The following is a 16436-nucleotide window of genomic DNA, read 5'->3' on the forward strand; positions in this document are numbered from 1 at the left end:
CAATTTGATAAAATTATTTTTGTTATAAAGAGATATCCGAGAGATCGTGGAAACACTCTTCTTACCTGATTTCTGGAGGTGAATGAAATGCCAAACATTAAAGGTGCAATCAAACGCGTTAAGCAAAGCAACGCGATCAACGAACAAAACTCAAGCACAAAAGCTGCGATGCGTTCTGCTGTACGTAAAGCTGATGTTGCGATCGTGAACAACGCTGACAACGCTGAAGAACTTAAGCGCGCTGCTATTAAATCATTGGACACTGCTGCCGGTAAAGGCCTTATCCATAAAAACACAGCTGCTCGTCAAAAAGCACGTCTTACAAAAAAAGCTTTGTAATTTTTAAAAGCTGTCCGTCATTGACGGACAGCTTTTTTATTGTTGATTCATAAAAAATAATTCCAGTACTCTTTCTCTGTTGCCCGAAGTGGATTTCAACTTCAAATCAATTGTAGCAAGCCTATCTAACGCTCGTAACAGTCGTTGTTCGGTTGGATTCGCACGGTTATTCATCACCAACTTCACGCGATATGGATGCACATTCAGTGTACTTGCAATTTGCTGTTGATGGTACCCTTTTCTCTTCAGTGTTCCAACATGCAGCATCAGTCGAACTTGACCTGCAATTAAGGAAGTCATTGCAATTGGTTCTTCGCCACTTCTCAATAAATCGTGGTAAACAGCTAACGTTTTAGCACGATTTCCAGATATATATGCATCCGTCAGCCTAAAAATCTCAGTCTCAGGTGATCGTGGTACTAATGCATCCACTACATCCTTCGTTACTTTATCTGTATCCCCTAAAAACGCAGCCATTTTTTCAAGTTCTTTAGAAAGCTGCATCATATTTTCTCCAGCAGTTTCAATTAAATATTCCGCGGTCTTTTGATCCATCCCAATTCCATATGTCGTAGCATGCTGCTGTACCCAGACTGTTAAATCGTTTCCTGTTAGCTTGTTTGCTTCAATTACAATTGCTTTTGAAGTCATCATCTTTGTAATTTTTTTTCGGGAGTCCAACTTTTCATAAGGGGCCGTAAAAATAACGGTTGCTGTTGGTGAAGGATTTTGCAGCCACTCCTCCAACTGTTTCAAGGGATGCTCTATTTTTTCCTTTCCACGCTCTTTAGCTTTAAGAAAGGATGCATTTTTTGCCACAATCACTTTACGATCTTGGAAAAAGGGTAACGTATCCGCTTCTTCAATAACCTGACCCACCGAAATTTCTTCCAAGTCAAAATACATAACGTCTTGTTGTTCAATGTCAGGTGTTCGGCTAATAATTTTTGACAGTGTTTTTTGTATTAAGAATTGCTCTGTGCCTGTCAGTAAATATATAGATTGTTCAGGGCTTTTATCAATTTCTTTCCATGCGGCTGATACCACCATAATCACCTCTCATACTAATTGTTAGTATACAGCATTGAAGATGGGTATGGAGAAATTGTGACAAAATGAAACGCAATTGCCATATCTACGTTTTTCTATAGATTTTTCAAGTTGGTTGTTCTATACTTAGAGTTGACTCAGGAGGTGTAGCAATGAACGAATTTGAAAAGGACGTACAGTCCAAGCGCAATGATCTTCTTGACTCAGGTGTTGGCTTCGTGGTATCTTTCGTAGGTTTTTCTTTAATCTGGGTAATTGCTACGATTGTCGAAGTAGCTGCACGCTGATCAGACATAGTAAAGCTAAAGAAAGATTCCATCAATTGGAATCTTTCTTTTTTTCTCTCGATGCATTCATGTCCAACTTCTTACCTCTCATTTTCAAAATTATAGTTCCGTGTTCTGCTGTTACATAGGTTTTTATATTATTTGCAGCGAGCCTTTCCATTACTTCGTCATTTGGATGTCCATATCTATTATTGCGACCAGCAGAGATTATTGCAATTTCCGGTTGTAAGAAATTCAAAAACGATTCAGTTGTTGATGTTTTACTGCCATGATGACCCACTTTTAGTATAAGAGGACTCAACTGGACTTCCCCATATTTTCTCACCACTTTTTGTTCACCATCAGTTTCCAAATCTCCAGTGAATAGGAAGTATCCATAGTCATTTTTCATCAGCAAAACCAGTGAGCTGTCATTATGCGTATAGTTGTCATCGAACGGTGACATGTACGTAAATTCGGCAGATCCTGCTGACCATTCATTTCCAGCAAGCTGACTCTTCATTTTTGTGTTCTGACGCTTCATTTCTTGGATAACAGGTCCCATCACTTCCTCATGAATGCTTCCTGCTGGAAAATGCGCTTCTTTAACCCGCAACTCTTGGAGCACCTCATCCGCTCCTTCCATATGGTCAAGATGCGCATGAGAAATAGTTAAAATATCAATTGTGCTGATCCCCTTACCCTTTAAATATGGCACGACAACTTGTCTTCCCACTTCAAAAGGCTTTTCCGGTGTTTTCCACGTAGGCGGTCCAATCATCACTGTTCCGCCAGTATCAATTACATAGACTGCTTTCCGAAACGGAAGTTCGATAATAATACTATCTCCTTGTCCAACGTCCAGAAACGTGACATACGTATGTGGTTCCAAATAGGGTTTAACTTGAAAACAAATAGCAGGAACTAGAACAATGGCAAAGCCAATAAGTTTTCTATTCCATCTCTCGACGATAACAAAGCAACACGCTATAGATGAAACCATTACTAATAGCCAAAGCACACTCGGTCTGCCGGCAGTCCATACTTGCCATTGAAATTCCGCTAGCCACGCTGTAGCGCGACCAATTCCACTTCGAAATGGTTCGTAGATGTAAAATAACGGAGCAGCAATCGTTTCAGATAGGAATGTTATTGCAAGCAAGAGAATATTGACCGGTAAAATAATTATTGAATATAAAGGGACGTAAACTAAATTCACAAAAAAAGAGGACAAAGATAACTCATAAAAGTGAAATAGTAAAATAGGTAATAATGCTAGCTGGGTAATTGCAGTTACACTTGCTGAAATCACTAAAAGAGAATGTTGTTTTTTCAAATACTTCGCTGAGTACAATAATGAAAAAGCAGCCACATACGATAATTGAAAACCCGGCTGAAACAAAATGTAAGGCTTAAATAGCATGAATCCTAATGCACTTAACGCTAATGCTCCGTCCATTTTAAGCTTTATTTTTCCAGTTGACGAAAGAAGTATTAGAATTGTAACCGATACTGCACGCCAAACAGACGGCGCTCCGCCAGCTAACAAAGCATAACAAGGCAGCAGAAACACCAATGTCATATCAATTGTCTCTATCCGTAAATGCAGTCTCTTCGCAGCTGTCCGCAGTAAAACTGTCAATAACCCAACATGCAAACCGGAGATCGCAAACAAATGGGTGATACCCAATTTACGATACTGCGAAGAAAGTTCAGCGTCCATGCTACTTCTGTCACCTATTAGAAGGGCTTTCGCTTCAACCTGCAGTGATTCAGGAAAAACTTTCTCTATGTGTTCGTTAACAGCACTTCTTCGTTCAGCCAACCTTCTTAAAGGATGATCGACTTGTGCACTCGCCGTCATCCTTTTTGCTCGAAACAGAACGGCAGCTCCATTCATCCGAAGATAAGATTCCATATCGAAAGCATATTTGTGTACTGGGGGCTCTGGCAGTTCAAGAACACCTTCTACGGAGACTTCTTTATTGGATAAATCCAACTTTTGGAGACGCTTTTTTTCATCTTCACTTTCTAATGTATAGATCAAATAATAATTGATCCCATTCGAGTCTTTAGCGAAGCCTTTTACTTTTGCACCATCGATTTTAACAGTCGAAGACCATGTCAGCGATTTAATAACGGACCCCTCTTTCATGTCAGGGGTATGTGAAGAAACGTAATTCAGGAAATAATAATAGGAAAGTAAACTGATAGCAAGCAGTAAAGACAGAGATAGAATATCTTTTTTGCTTCTAAATAGGAGGGGAATAAAAAGAAGGTTGAGCCATAACAATTCAGCAGAACCGTATGCTGCCATTGCAGATACGGTTGCTGAAAGTGTCCAGTACATAAAACTAGCGTTATGAACTAATTTCCAAATAGCTGTTGTGCGCGTTCGGAAAAACTATTCAGGTCGTTTTCCGAAATACCTGCATGTTGCATCTTGTATAGCATGTCTTGAACGAGTTCTTGTTTAGAAGCCAGTTCAAAATCTAACGTTCGCTCATCAAACGGGATATGCTCTACATCGATTCCAGCATGATTAAATAGCTCAATCGCATAGTCGCTATTCTTATAATCCGAGCCGTAATAAACTTTCGAGATTCCAGCTTGGATGATAGCTTTCGAGCATTGCAAGCAAGGGAAGTGTGTGACGTATAATGTTGAACCAGCTGCTGGAATTCCATATTTACCACATTGTAAGAGTGCGTTCATTTCTGCATGTATTGTTCGGATACAGTGATTATCAACAACATAACAGCCGTTGTCGATACAGTGATCCCCGCCGGATACAGACCCGTTATAGCCACCGGCAATTATTCGATTGTCGCGGACAATGACTGCGCCAACTGCGAGTCGAGTACACGTACTTCGAACAGCAAGTAAGCTGCATTGTGCCATGAAAAATTGTTCCCAGGTAATTCTTTTCATGCGTTAACCTCCAATAGTTCACAAAAATGCATAACTGTATTTAATTAACAGAAATCGAGTCAGATAGTGTTTCAAACGTCTTTTGGCCGATACCTGTTACTTTCATCAAGTCTTCAATTTGTTGAAATACGCCTTGCTCTGTCCTATATTTTACAATAGCAGAAGCTTTGGCCGGACCGATACCGGTTAACGTCATCAGCTGTTGTTCATCTGCGATGTTTATGTTTACGAGCAAAGATACCTCTTTGTTTGGAGTACCTGTTCCGACTTCAGGCATTTCAAATACCGGAACTTCCTCTCCGATAATCGGAACGTAAATAACTGTCTCATCTGCTAAGCGTTGAGCATGGTTAAGTAACTTGCTATCTGCATTCTGAGTGTAACCACCCGCAGCGGAGATGGCGTCAATTACTCGTTGTCCTTCTGTCAGTGTATACACATTTGGATGCAGAACGGCCCCCTTAACATCTACAACGATAATTTGTGGAGAGGGCACGGCAACTTCTACACTATTTGGCAGTTCATCTTCAATTTCAGATTCCAGCTTCAGTGATTGGTACAATGTTTCATCAGGAACGAGCTCGTCATCTCCTTGTCCTCGGGGAAAGAACAAAAAAGCAGAAAGTACGAGTGCTATTGCAAGAGGAGTGGTGACTTTCCGCCATTTTCCAAATATAAAATCAGAAAACAGTTCAAGTCATCCTTTCTAACAAGATGCTAAAGCATGAAGTCCCTTTTACTATAACTCATCTGTACAAGAAGAGGTACAGTTATTTACGAACTTGAAAAAATATTCGTTCGCTTTCATCCTCAGGCGCGTCATCCGTCCAATCTGCAAAAATTCGTTCAACTGAAAAGCCTGTTTTCTCAAGCAGTTCCACGTATTGCATAATAGGGAATGTTCTTTGATAGTGTACCTCATCGAAACGGACATAACATTCATCGTCTTTACGAACAAAAAAGGCGAGTTCAGAATGCACAGAGTGAGGTTCCTCACCTTCATCAGTTTCCCATATGTACGAAATACTAGGACTATCATAGGTGAAAGGACTCTCCATAAAAAGGATATCGGTTTTAAATGTAGAATGGACATCAAACATGAATAACCCCCCTGGCAGTAATGCTTCATATATTCTATGAAACGTATCACTCACATCCTGAAGGTTTTCTAAGTAATTCAATGAATCTATCGGAATAACGGCAGCGTCGTATTTGTCGGGCACATCTAACTGTTGCATTGCTTGATGCAAAAAAGTCAGTGCAGGAAACCTATCTTTCGATCGTTCTTTAGCAATGGTTAACATCTCTTCGGACAAGTCGATTCCTGTTATATCCGCGCCTCTCTCAGCTAGGAAAACGGAAAGAATCCCGGTGCCGCATGCGACATCCAGGATTTTTTTATCCATTAACCCATTAAGCGCTGTATCGATCAAGTCAACATATACCGGATATGGAATATCCAACATCAGTTCATCATAGACAGACGCAAATTGAGCATACATCATTGGACAGTATTATCTCCAACTTCGATTGTTGGAGCATCGCCCCAAAGCTTTTCTAAATTATAGAATCCACGTTCTTCTTTATGGAAAACGTGAGCGACCACATCCCCAAGGTCAACTAGAACCCAGCGGCCAGCGTCAAGTCCTTCAATTCTTTTCACTTCGTAATTTTCTTCTGATGCTTTGTCGGCAATTTCACGTGCAATTGCTTGAACTTGTCTTTCTGAGTTTGCATGACAAATAACAAACTGGTCAGCAATTAATGAGACGCCCTCCATATTGAGGACGACAATGTCTTCTGCACGTTTATCGTCTGCTGCGTTAAAAGTTAATTCTAATAATGTCGGCATTGTTTCACTTTCCTTTCACTTCACAAAATAATTGTAGCATTCAATGGAGTCTGGGTATACTGGTACCTGTTTTCCAATTAAATGATTTAACGTTTGCGTAATACATGAGCGCATAGCCTGGTCAAGCGGTCCTTCTGATAACAGGCGCAATTCATCCACCTCGGGGAAATCACGACCTGGTTCTGTCATATCGGCAATATACAAAATCATTTCCAATTTCGACATATGGGCTCTTCCGGTCGTATGAAACCGAATTGCATTTAAAATGTCCTCATCTTGTATTCCAAATTCTTCTCGGGCAATAATCGCGCCTGCTGGAGCATGCCAAAGTTCTTTATGGAATTTAAATAGTAAGGGATCCGCGTCATGCCGCTTTAATAGTTCTTTCATTTTATCGGTATCCATATTCTTCGCTATGTCATGGAATAAAGCCGCCGTTTCAGCAGATTCAATGGATTCACCATTCATGTTAGCAAGAGACTTAGCTGTTTCAGTTACTCTTAAAACATGCTGAAACCGCTGCATCGACAACCGTTTTTGAAGTTCCTCAATTATCTTTGCTGGTTCCATACAAGCCCTCCTTACGAATATAGTGATCCACAGCGGACGGGAGTAAATAAGCGGTAGTGTTCCCTGCAGCATATTTCATGCGTAACAGAGTAGAAGAAACGTCAATCAGCGGTGTATTGGCATACTGAATGGGATAGGTTGTTTTACGCTCCGTTCCCGGCCTTCCGACACCAACAAACTGGACCATTTCCATCAAATCATCGATTCTGTACCAAGTATGCAGAGAATCCACCATATCGCCTCCGATGATAAAATAAAATTCGGAGTCCGGCTCTTTTTCAATTAGACGCTGCATCGTATTAACTGTATACGATACCCCGCCAAAATTAACCTCTTCAGCTGAACTCACAAGCTTATCACTATCCATTACAGCAAGTTCTATCATTTTAAGACGCTGCTCGGCAGTAGCGGTATCTGCAAGCTGCTTGTGAGGCGGTATAGCCGTCGGCATAAGCCTCACTTCATCGAGGTCAAATAGGTCACAAATTTCGTTCGCCATGATTAGGTGGCCGATATGCGGCGGGTTAAAGGTACCACCTAATATCCCGATTTTCCGCATGCTTTCACTCCTTATGGTAAAACGATCTTTTTCTTTTCAGAAGACTCTTTGTACAATACAATTGTTTTTCCAATGACTTGTACCACTTCAAAGTCACCTTCAGCACGGAGTAATTCTGCAACTTCATCTTTATCCTGTTCGCAATTTTGCAGGACAGAAATTTTGATAAGTTCCCGGGCCTCCAATGCTTCTTCAATCTGTTTAATAATTGGCTCAGTTAGTCCGCTTTTACCGATTTGAAATATTGGCTGCAAGTGATGAGCTTCACTGCGCAAATAACTTTTTTGTTTACTTGTTAGCATATTGATCCTCCAATTGTTGTGTTAATCTATCAATCATTCCAGCCGTATCAGGATAAATTCCTGTCCACTGTTCAAACGAACGGGCGCCTTGGTGTACAAACATTCCAATACCATTTGAAATGAGTGCACCACGCTCTTTCGCAACAGTTAGGAACTGGGTTTCAATAGGATTGTAAATGATATCGATAACAGCCGTTCCAGGAATAACATTTGATGGATTTAATGGCATTCCGCTGTCAGCAAACGCCATCCCCACGGATGTTGTTTGAACAACGATTCCAAAGCGGCTGAGATTCATTTGTGCTTCGTCAATTGACAAGACAGATGAGCCTGGTAAACGATCAGATACTAGCTGAGCATTAGCCAATGTCCTATTTGTAAAAGTAATTGGCCCATAGCCCGAATTGTATAATGCAAAAGCAATCCCTTTTGCAGCTCCGCCCGAACCGATGATTAAAATCTCATCCGCTTTGCGATGAGTACCATATTGTTCTTCAAGTGCTGCAACGAAACCAATACCATCCGTATTAAAACCAGAAAGTTCACCATCTTGACCAACCGTTACAGTGTTCACAGCTTCCATGTGCTTAGCGGCTTCGTCGACATGACTCAAGATTGTGAGTATATCACTTTTATGAGGTACCGTCACATTCCAGCCACTGCACCCTAGAGTGCGCAAGCTGGTGATGATTTCTTCCAACTGTCCCCGTTTTGCGTGGATCGGAACGTAAGTAGCGTCCAATCCGTTTTCTTTAAACCAAATGTCATGCATACCTGGTGACATCGATTGTGCAATAGGATCGCCTATTACTGCAAACCATTTTTTCACCATTAGCCCCTCCTAATTAAATTAATGAAGGTCGAAGAACTACATCTACGCCACGGGGTGCATGAATTGCAACTACAACATTTGCATGCTGCACAGTAATCCATCCAAGGCCTGAAATCACAATATCTGTCTTCGCTTTTTTCACAGAGAATTCATGGCGGACAAGTTCTGGAAACTCGGCTAATGATTGTTTTCCAGGTGGAGATAGCATTTCTCCCAGATGTGTTTCATAAAGCGCATCTGCGTTTTCAAGTTTAGTTCTGTGCAGCGGAAGTGCATTTGCCGCGTGCACAACAAAAGAAGAACGTTCTCCTTTTATAAAGTCAAAACGTGCTAATCCTCCGATGAATAAGGACTGTTCTGCATTTAACTGAAAAACTCTAGGTTTAATTTCTTTTTTTGGTGTAATAGCTTTCAATTCACTAGGATCTAAATAATGTGCGATTTGATGATTGTTAATAATTCCAGGCGTATCAAATATAGCCTTTCCATCATCCAGCGGAATCTCTACAAGATCCAGAGTAGTTCCAGGGAAATGTGACGTGGTAATCACTTCTCCAGCACCCGTTGCTTGTTTAATGATTCTGTTAATGAATGTGGATTTCCCAACATTCGTACATCCCACAACGTATACATCCTTGCGCTTTCTTAATTTATCAATCTGTTCCAGTGCTTCAGGAACGCCTTGACCTTTTGCAGCTGAAACTAACATAACATCTACTGGTTTTAGACCAAGTTTTGAAGCCTCTTCTTTCATCCAGTTGATGAGTTTGTTACGATTAAGTGATTTCGGTAATACATCCGCTTTGTTTCCTATTAGAACAATGTCTTTGTTCCCTACAAAACGTTGTAAACCATGAATCCAACTGCCATTGAAATCGAAAATGTCTACAACCAGAACGACAAGTCCTTCTCGATCCCCTATTCCATTCAAAATCGCAAGAAAATCATCTCCTGATAGAGACACTGGCTGCAATTCGTTATAGTTTCTTAAACGGAAACAACGCTGGCAAATTACTTCCTCTTTTTCAAGTGAAGCTGGTGGAGCATAGCCTTCTTTTGCAGGGTCCTCTGTTTGAATCGTAATACCGCATCCAATACAAGTTAGTTCCAAATCTATTCCTCCCAAGATATCATTCCTTTACGCTTCAACGTCTTCATAACTCTTCGTTCAAGCTGACGATTGAATTTCGTCATGACGCCATCTGAACTAGCAACAGGTACAACCAATATGGTATAGAGACCGAATCGGTTTCCCCCTAGGATATCCGTCATTAACTGATCACCAATCATTACTACCTCTTCTTTTTTCAATTGCATCTCGTTAAGTGCTTTTTTAAATGACTTAGATAATGGTTTTCTAGCTGAAAATATAAAAGGAGTGTCAATTGGCTCACAAAAAGATTTTACACGCAACTCATTATTATTGGATAAAATGGTCACCTTTAGTCCCGCATCTTGCATTTCTTTAATCCAAGTTGCAATTTCAGGTGTAGCATCGGGACGATCCCATGCGACTAGGGTATTGTCGAGATCCGTAATGATCCCTTTTATACCTCTATCTAAAAAATCATTTGCTGAAAGCTGATAGACATCTTTTACATACTCGTTCGGTAAGAAATTATTGTACATGCTTCCACCCCGTAACTGTGCAGATTCGCACTTATTATAACACATTCTAGCAATGAAGCTTATGGAGCAATGAAGATCTCGCTAACTTCTTCAAAAAAGCCTGTCCTCCAAAATAGTCGGTGATACGTCAACTTAATACAGCATAGAATGTCAGACAACGACACAGGAGGTGGTTCATTTGAGCGGCTTTGTTATGGCGATTGTTCAATTTTGGCTGGAGATCCCTGCGGTTCTCGGGTATATTCGCGGTCAGGCTTTTAAACGTCCACTTTCAAAAGCAGAAGAAGCCGATTGTCTGGAACGTCTTGCGCAAGGAGACGAAGACGCACGTGATGAACTAATCGAGCGAAATATGAGACTCGTTGCGCATATCGTGAAAAAATTTCATCCTAAACACGAACAGCTTGACGATTACATCTCGATTGGGACGATTGGTCTTATGAAAGCCATTGCGAGTTTCACACCAGACCGTAAAACAAAACTTGCCACTTATGCTGCTAGGTGTATTGAGAACGAAATCTTAATGTTTTTACGTACACAGAAAAAAACACAAAAAGATATCTCGTTATATGAGCCCATTGGGACTGATAGCGAGGGACAGTCATTAGAAATTGCCGATTTGCTTCAAACAGATGAAGAATCCCCCCATGACCGTGCAGAATTCAACGAGCGGAAAGCTCGTCTATACCGGCACTTGGACAAATTGGAAGGCCGTGAGCTAGAAATTATTCAAAAACGCTTTGGACTTCTGAATGACAAACCCATGACACAAAAGGAAATTGCTGATCAACTTGAGATCTCACGCAGTTACGTTTCAAGAATTGAAAAAAGAGCGATAGTTAAATTGTATCAATTATTTAAACGTGAACAAAACAGCAACTGATTGCCTTCTTAACAACATAAAAAGACGTCTCCAGCATTCGTACCCGCGCTGGAGACGTCTTTACTGCCAAATTTCAATCAGGTTTCACTTCGAAAAAGATAACACCTGCAAGTCCGGCCATAACGACAAATGTGCCTAACATTAAAAATAACATACTAGTTGCCTCCTCGCTCCATAAAATAGGTTTTACAACTTACATCTAGTTTACCACGAATCCATCAAAGTTTCGAGATGACTTGAAGAACAACTTCTGAAGAATGTTGTGCAGCTGCTGGAAGGAATTCATCGAAAGATAAAGAAGATTCCTTTCCTGCAATGTCAGATAGAGCTCGTATGACTATAAAAGGCACATTAAACTCGTTACATACTTGTGCGACTGCAGCTGCTTCCATCTCTGCAGCGATCATACTAGGGAATTGTTTTTTCACGTTCGAAACGCGATTCGGGTCACTCATGAACACATCCCCAGACGCAATCAATCCTGTAGCATGTGCATGCGTACCAATCTCTTCAACAGCATTGGCTGCAGCAGTTAATAATTTCTCATCTGATTGGTAGGTCACTGGACCACCGGGAACTTGACCTAATGCATAACCGAATGCAGTTACATCTACATCATGATGCGTAACTTGGTCTGATAACACGACTGTTCCGACCTCTAGATTCTCACCAATGCCTCCTGCAGAACCGGTGTTTAACACAACATCAGGCTTGTATAGTTGGAGTAAAAGGGTTGTCGCGATAGCAGCATTGACCTTACCAATGCCACTCTTCACTAAAATAACTTCACGGTCGTTAAGTGTACCTTCGTAAAACTCACACCCGGCAATTGTTTTTTGTTGAGACTGTTGCATTTGATCTTTGAGGATCGTTACTTCTTCTTCCATCGCACCGATAATTCCTACTTTCATTTCTCTGTCCCCATTCTATAAATATCTTTTAGTACTTGAAGTCTAGCGTGTTTAAAATGTCCATTTGAGTTGGTTTCCAACCTTCGCCGTCCACCCATTCCAAATAAACTCTAAACTTCTTGCTTTTATCTTTAGATGAAACAATTCCTATTGATTTTTGCGGGCTCCCGCCGTTTTTAATCTTCCAGAAAATCATTTCGTCTTGTGACATACCTGTTGCGTATGCTAGTGCCTGTTGTTTTTCTTGCCAGTCAGCAGATGCCCCATCGTATTGCGATACATGATTGCCAGACTGGGATGTCCCTATTGGTTCCCAAGAAGTATTTGTCATAGTTTCATCCACTACCGAGTCTTCACTCGCGCTATACGTGACTGTTCCTTCTTTGTCACTTTCCTTGTCTTCATCTTTGTCTTTGTCTTTGTCTTTCTCTTTATCATTTTCCTTATCTTTGTCTTCATCATCGTCTTTATCATTTACTGTTCCTTCTTCAGAGGAGTCTTCCTCATCCGAAACCGATGCATCATTATTTGAATTCACATCTGCACTGTCTTCATCATCATTCAATTCGTTATCTGATGCATTTTCGGATACAGCAGCTTGTTCCTTATCAGGTGTACTGTCACTTGTTAGTATTTTCACACCTACTAAAACAATTAATAGAACAACAATCGCGATCATCCAGTTTAGAAGCTTGTTTGCTTTATTGTTCTGTTTTTTTCGGCGTACTCTTGAAAATTCAGGTTTTTGTTCACTCATTGACAATCATCTCCTTTAACCTCGACACTACAAACGATTGGACGTTTATCCACAATATGAAGTTTCACAAAAAAAGCCGCCTCTTTTGAAGGCGGCATAATATCTTACTTCACTTCTGTTATTTCAACTTGCATTTCGCCGCCCGGTGTAATGATTTTAACCTTATCACCTTTTTTATGCCCTAAAATTCCTTTAGCGATAGGTGAATCATTGGAAATCAAACCTTCTAACGGATCGGCTTCTGCAGATCCAACGATTGTATATGTTTCAATTTCCCCGCCCGGGATTTCTTTAAACGTCACCGTGCTGCCAAGTTGCGCTTCATCTGTACGTGTATCTTCGGAGATGATCACTGAATTTCGGATCATAGACTCTAATGATGAAATCTTTCCTTCGATGAATGCTTGGTCTTCTTTAGCAGAATCGTATTCCGAGTTCTCAGAAAGGTCACCATAACTTCTAGCAATTTTAATACGTTCTACAACTTCTTTACGTTTTACAGTCTTCATGATTTCCAATTCTTCTTCTAACTTTTGTTTACCTGCAATAGTCATTGGATACTTTTTTTCAGAGACCATTTCCTCACTCCTCATTTTCGCAAAATCGTCAAAATAATATGTCGCACCTTTTCATAAGGTATGCGACATAGTGTTTGTTATATGAATATCTGACAACATCATATTACAAATCATTACCAGAATCAAGAATTGTTTTTATTTTCGTTACCATTAAGTCAATTGCGACCTCATTATGGCCGCCTTCCGGAATAATTATATCTGCATAACGTTTCGTCGGTTCAATAAATTGGTTATGCATTGGACGAACCACGCTCATATATTGGTCAATGACTGATTCGATTGTTCTTCCTCGCTCATTGATATCCCTTAATATTCTGCGGATGATGCGTAAATCCGCATCGGTATCCACAAACAATTTGATATCCATTAAATTTCGCAACCGCTTGTCTTCTAATATTAAAATACCCTCGAGTATGATTACATCTTTAGGTTCAATTGCGATTCTTTTGTGTGAACGGGTATGGAGCTCATAGTCGTAAACCGGTTTTTCAATCGACTGTCTAATAAGAAGCTTTTCGATATCCTCTATTAACAAATCTGTGTCAAATGCCAACGGGTGATCGTAATTAGTTGACAGACGTTCTTCAAATTCTAAGTGCGATTGGTCTTTATAGTAAAAGTCTTGTTCAATTACAACGACGGAATGCTCTTTAAAGACATGATGAATCTTCTTTGTCACACTGGTTTTTCCTGATCCGGAGCCTCCGGCAATTCCAATAACTAATGGTTTTTGAGTACTCATCTTATAAAACTCCTCCTCTCCAGCTGCTGAAGTCAATCATTTTTACGAGCAATTAAGATTCCATCACCTACAGGAAGCAAGGAAGTTTCATACTCTGGATTAGCCATGATCCATTCTGTAAAGGCCTTTAAATTACGAATCATCGTTCGGTTTCGCTTTGGAACTTCTTGTTCTTCTACGAATACCATTCCATGCATAAACATATTATCGCAGTAGATAATGCCGCCAGGCTTAACAAGCGCAGCATACTTTTCAAAAAATCGTTTGTATTGACCTTTTGCTGCATCGATAAATAACGCATCGTATAAAGATTCAGGAAGCAGGTCGGTATTAAGTGTCAGTGCATCCTCTTTAAATAATGATATTCTGCCCTCTAAATGCGCACGCTGAATATAATCCACCGCTTTTGCATGACGCACTTCGTCCCTTTCAATTGTAGAAATATGAAGTTCCGGAAACGATTTCGCAATTCGAATAGCAGAATAACCGATTGCACTGCCGATTTCAAGTAAAGTGTCAGGTTGTTGAATTTTCAACAACCCGATAAATGTGTCAATCCCGCTTCGCTCCATAATGGGAACAAAGTTCTCTTTAGCATCTTGTTCCATTTCAGTCACCAACGAATCTACGCCGGTATCGAATTTCAACTTGTATGACTCATAATTTGTCATTATACTAACTCCATCCTTACTCCGTTACTTCCCATCTATATATTTCGCTTTGTATTCCAAGTGTTGTTCATAGGTTTTAGCGAAATGATTTTTACCTGTTTTGTCCGCTAGAAAATACAAGTATCCTGTGTCTGAAGGGTCTATAACCGCTTCAATCGACTCCGCACCTGGTGCTGCTATAGGACCTGGCGGTAATCCTTTGTTTTGATACGTATTGTACGCGTTCTTTACTTCCAAGTCTTTATGGGTTACTTTATCCTTATGTTCACCAAGTGAATAGAGGACAGTAGGGTCTGTTTGTAACGGCATGTCCGCTTCTATACGATTGTAAAAAACACTAGCAATGGTCTGACGATCTGCTTGTGCAGTTGCTTCACGTTCAAGCAGCGACGCAAAAGTCAATAACCAATGAACTGATTTCTTTTTTTCTTCTAGTGCACCTAGGTACGGGACTACATTTGTTTTTGTTCCGTTTAGGAATGTTTCCACCACGGTTTGTACGGTTGGTTCATCTTCATAGAATGGATACGTTGCTGGGAACAGATATCCTTCCAATGGATGTCGAATTTCCTCATTTTTCACTTCGTCTGTTACGATTTGAGGGTAAGATGCTTTTAACATTTCAATTGTAGAATCCGCATCGATATACGCTATAAAATCTTTATTTGAAATGGAAGTCTTCGATGCAACCTTATCGGCAATCTGCTCTACAGTCAGGCCTTCCGGAATAGTCAATGTGAAGACAGGAGTCCGATAGACTTTTCCGGTTTTCAAGCTTTTAAGTAATTCATCAGGCGTCATCGACTTAGTTAAATCATAGGTACCTGCTTGAAAATCAGATTCATTGTTCACTTTTGCATAGTATTTGAAAATCTTAGCATTTTGAATCAATCCTTTTTCTTCAAGGATTTGTGATATTGTGTCCAATCCCGAACCTATTGGAATCTCTACCACCACTTTTTTGTCCGAATCCGCTTCCATTGGCTCAAGAGCACTTTTTATGTATCGGTATCCAAAAAATCCGCCTAATGCAACAGCTACTATTAGTGCAAGTGCAATCCAAAAGACAATTTTACGTACAACTTTCACTTCTTTTTTTTGTTCCTGCATACGTTCAAACATGACTTCTTTTTTTGAACCTTTCGCCATTCAGGTGTCACCTCTTTCTGCTGGTATCACAAGTAAGTCCATTTTAAAACAATTTAGCCACAATGAAAAAAACGGAACGGTGTGCACCGTTCCGTACGTGCCGTCTATGGCTTACTCGTCTTCTTCGTCTTGCTCATCCAAGAAAGTGCCGAATACTTCTTCAATCATTTCCCATTCTTCGTCAGATTCAACGGGCATAAGATCGCCGTCTTCTCCGTCTTCAGAAGGAACAAAACTCGATGCAAAGATTTCAATTTCTTCATCGTCGTCTTTTGGCTCGTCGCCTAGTACGTGATAAAGAACGTAAGATTTTCCATAGTCTTCTGATTCAAAAGTGAAAATCACTTCACAAACGTGCTCTTGTCCGTTTTCATCTACTATTGTCATTGTCTCCATACCGTGTTCCATTTGATCA

General features: G+C 40.4%; 22 protein-coding genes. 3 read left to right on the forward strand and 19 right to left on the reverse strand.

Going from position 1 to position 16436, the window contains the following annotated elements:
* Positions 1 to 87: 87 nt before the first annotated feature.
* Positions 88 to 339 carry a 30S ribosomal protein S20 gene (rpsT, locus tag QT716_RS02995; protein ID WP_317934357.1) on the forward strand — a complete coding sequence of 84 codons (252 nt, stop codon included), beginning with the start codon at positions 88 to 90 and terminating at the stop codon, positions 337 to 339.
* 36 nt (positions 340 to 375) lie between these two features.
* Here the strand turns inward: rpsT and holA are convergent, their stop codons facing one another.
* A complete protein-coding gene (gene holA, locus QT716_RS03000; protein WP_317934359.1) occupies positions 376 to 1389 on the reverse strand; it encodes a DNA polymerase III subunit delta in 1014 nt (337 codons plus the stop codon).
* Positions 1390 to 1541: 152 nt separating this feature from the next.
* Here holA and QT716_RS03005 point away from each other — a divergent pair, with 152 nt between their 5' ends.
* Entirely contained in the window at positions 1542 to 1676 is a 135-nt protein-coding gene (locus QT716_RS03005) for a YqzM family protein (protein WP_317934360.1), read from the forward strand.
* Between the two features lie 31 nt (positions 1677 to 1707).
* Here QT716_RS03005 and QT716_RS03010 read toward each other — a convergent pair whose 3' ends face one another.
* The 11 genes from QT716_RS03010 to QT716_RS03060 form a co-directional block, all read right to left on the reverse strand.
* Positions 1708 to 4005 (reverse strand): DNA internalization-related competence protein ComEC/Rec2, encoded by a 2298-nt coding sequence (locus tag QT716_RS03010; RefSeq protein WP_317934361.1) that lies wholly within the window; start codon positions 4003 to 4005, stop codon positions 1708 to 1710.
* A 17-nt stretch (positions 4006 to 4022) separates the two neighbouring features.
* Positions 4023 to 4586: a ComE operon protein 2 gene (locus QT716_RS03015; RefSeq protein ID WP_317934363.1), complete on the reverse strand. Its 564-nt coding sequence runs from the start codon at positions 4584 to 4586 to the stop codon at positions 4023 to 4025.
* A 40-nt stretch (positions 4587 to 4626) separates the two neighbouring features.
* Positions 4627 to 5199 carry a helix-hairpin-helix domain-containing protein gene (locus QT716_RS03020; protein ID WP_317934364.1) on the reverse strand — a complete coding sequence of 191 codons (573 nt, stop codon included), beginning with the start codon at positions 5197 to 5199 and terminating at the stop codon, positions 4627 to 4629.
* A 157-nt stretch (positions 5200 to 5356) separates the two neighbouring features.
* On the reverse strand, positions 5357 to 6091 hold the full coding sequence (locus tag QT716_RS03025; protein WP_317934365.1) for a class I SAM-dependent DNA methyltransferase: 735 nt from the start codon (positions 6089 to 6091) through the stop codon (positions 5357 to 5359).
* Entirely contained in the window at positions 6088 to 6438 is a 351-nt protein-coding gene (gene rsfS / locus QT716_RS03030; RefSeq protein ID WP_317934367.1) for a ribosome silencing factor, read from the reverse strand. The genes QT716_RS03025 and rsfS overlap by 4 nt, the downstream gene beginning before the upstream one ends.
* 15 nt (positions 6439 to 6453) lie before the next feature.
* A complete protein-coding gene (gene yqeK / locus QT716_RS03035) occupies positions 6454 to 7008 on the reverse strand; it encodes a bis(5'-nucleosyl)-tetraphosphatase (symmetrical) YqeK (RefSeq protein ID WP_317934369.1) in 555 nt (184 codons plus the stop codon).
* Positions 6986 to 7567, reverse strand: coding sequence for a nicotinate-nucleotide adenylyltransferase (locus QT716_RS03040; protein WP_317934370.1), 582 nt, complete (start codon positions 7565 to 7567; stop codon positions 6986 to 6988). Before QT716_RS03040 ends, yqeK begins: the two co-directional genes overlap by 23 nt.
* An 11-nt stretch (positions 7568 to 7578) precedes the next feature.
* Complete coding sequence (gene yhbY, locus QT716_RS03045) at positions 7579 to 7869, reverse strand: ribosome assembly RNA-binding protein YhbY (RefSeq protein WP_317934371.1); 291 nt, start codon at positions 7867 to 7869, stop codon at positions 7579 to 7581.
* Positions 7856 to 8698 carry a shikimate dehydrogenase gene (gene aroE, locus QT716_RS03050; protein ID WP_317934943.1) on the reverse strand — a complete coding sequence of 281 codons (843 nt, stop codon included), beginning with the start codon at positions 8696 to 8698 and terminating at the stop codon, positions 7856 to 7858. Before aroE ends, yhbY begins: the two co-directional genes overlap by 14 nt.
* Positions 8699 to 8714: 16 nt before the next feature.
* Positions 8715 to 9812: a ribosome biogenesis GTPase YqeH gene (gene yqeH / locus QT716_RS03055; RefSeq protein ID WP_317934372.1), complete on the reverse strand. Its 1098-nt coding sequence runs from the start codon at positions 9810 to 9812 to the stop codon at positions 8715 to 8717.
* A gap of 2 nt (positions 9813 to 9814) precedes the next feature.
* Entirely contained in the window at positions 9815 to 10330 is a 516-nt protein-coding gene (locus QT716_RS03060) for a YqeG family HAD IIIA-type phosphatase (protein ID WP_317934373.1), read from the reverse strand.
* A gap of 178 nt (positions 10331 to 10508) precedes the next feature.
* Between QT716_RS03060 and sigK the strand changes: the two genes are divergently transcribed.
* Positions 10509 to 11213 (forward strand): RNA polymerase sporulation sigma factor SigK, encoded by a 705-nt coding sequence (gene sigK / locus QT716_RS03065; protein WP_317934374.1) that lies wholly within the window; start codon positions 10509 to 10511, stop codon positions 11211 to 11213.
* 218 nt (positions 11214 to 11431) lie between these two features.
* Here the strand turns inward: sigK and mtnN are convergent, their stop codons facing one another.
* The 7 genes from mtnN to QT716_RS03100 all read right to left on the reverse strand — a co-directional run bounded on the left by mtnN (position 11432) and on the right by QT716_RS03100 (position 16429).
* Entirely contained in the window at positions 11432 to 12124 is a 693-nt protein-coding gene (gene mtnN / locus QT716_RS03070; protein WP_317934376.1) for a 5'-methylthioadenosine/S-adenosylhomocysteine nucleosidase, read from the reverse strand.
* 28 nt (positions 12125 to 12152) lie between these two features.
* Positions 12153 to 12881, reverse strand: a complete 729-nt coding sequence (locus QT716_RS03075) for a YrrS family protein (RefSeq protein WP_317934378.1) — start codon at positions 12879 to 12881, stop codon at positions 12153 to 12155.
* A gap of 104 nt (positions 12882 to 12985) precedes the next feature.
* Positions 12986 to 13459, reverse strand: coding sequence for a transcription elongation factor GreA (gene greA, locus QT716_RS03080; RefSeq protein WP_317934380.1), 474 nt, complete (start codon positions 13457 to 13459; stop codon positions 12986 to 12988).
* Positions 13460 to 13562: 103 nt separating this feature from the next.
* On the reverse strand, positions 13563 to 14201 hold the full coding sequence (gene udk, locus QT716_RS03085) for a uridine kinase (protein WP_398292173.1): 639 nt from the start codon (positions 14199 to 14201) through the stop codon (positions 13563 to 13565).
* Positions 14202 to 14233: 32 nt separating this feature from the next.
* Positions 14234 to 14872: an O-methyltransferase gene (locus QT716_RS03090; RefSeq protein ID WP_317934384.1), complete on the reverse strand. Its 639-nt coding sequence runs from the start codon at positions 14870 to 14872 to the stop codon at positions 14234 to 14236.
* Positions 14873 to 14896: 24 nt separating this feature from the next.
* Entirely contained in the window at positions 14897 to 16021 is a 1125-nt protein-coding gene (gene mltG / locus QT716_RS03095) for an endolytic transglycosylase MltG (protein WP_317934386.1), read from the reverse strand.
* 111 nt (positions 16022 to 16132) lie between these two features.
* Positions 16133 to 16429: a DUF1292 domain-containing protein gene (locus QT716_RS03100; RefSeq protein ID WP_317934388.1), complete on the reverse strand. Its 297-nt coding sequence runs from the start codon at positions 16427 to 16429 to the stop codon at positions 16133 to 16135.
* Between the last annotated feature and the right edge of the window lie 7 nt (positions 16430 to 16436).

The organism is Sporosarcina aquimarina, assembly GCF_033253705.1.
In the GTDB taxonomy this organism is placed as follows: domain Bacteria; phylum Bacillota; class Bacilli; order Bacillales_A; family Planococcaceae; genus Sporosarcina; species Sporosarcina aquimarina.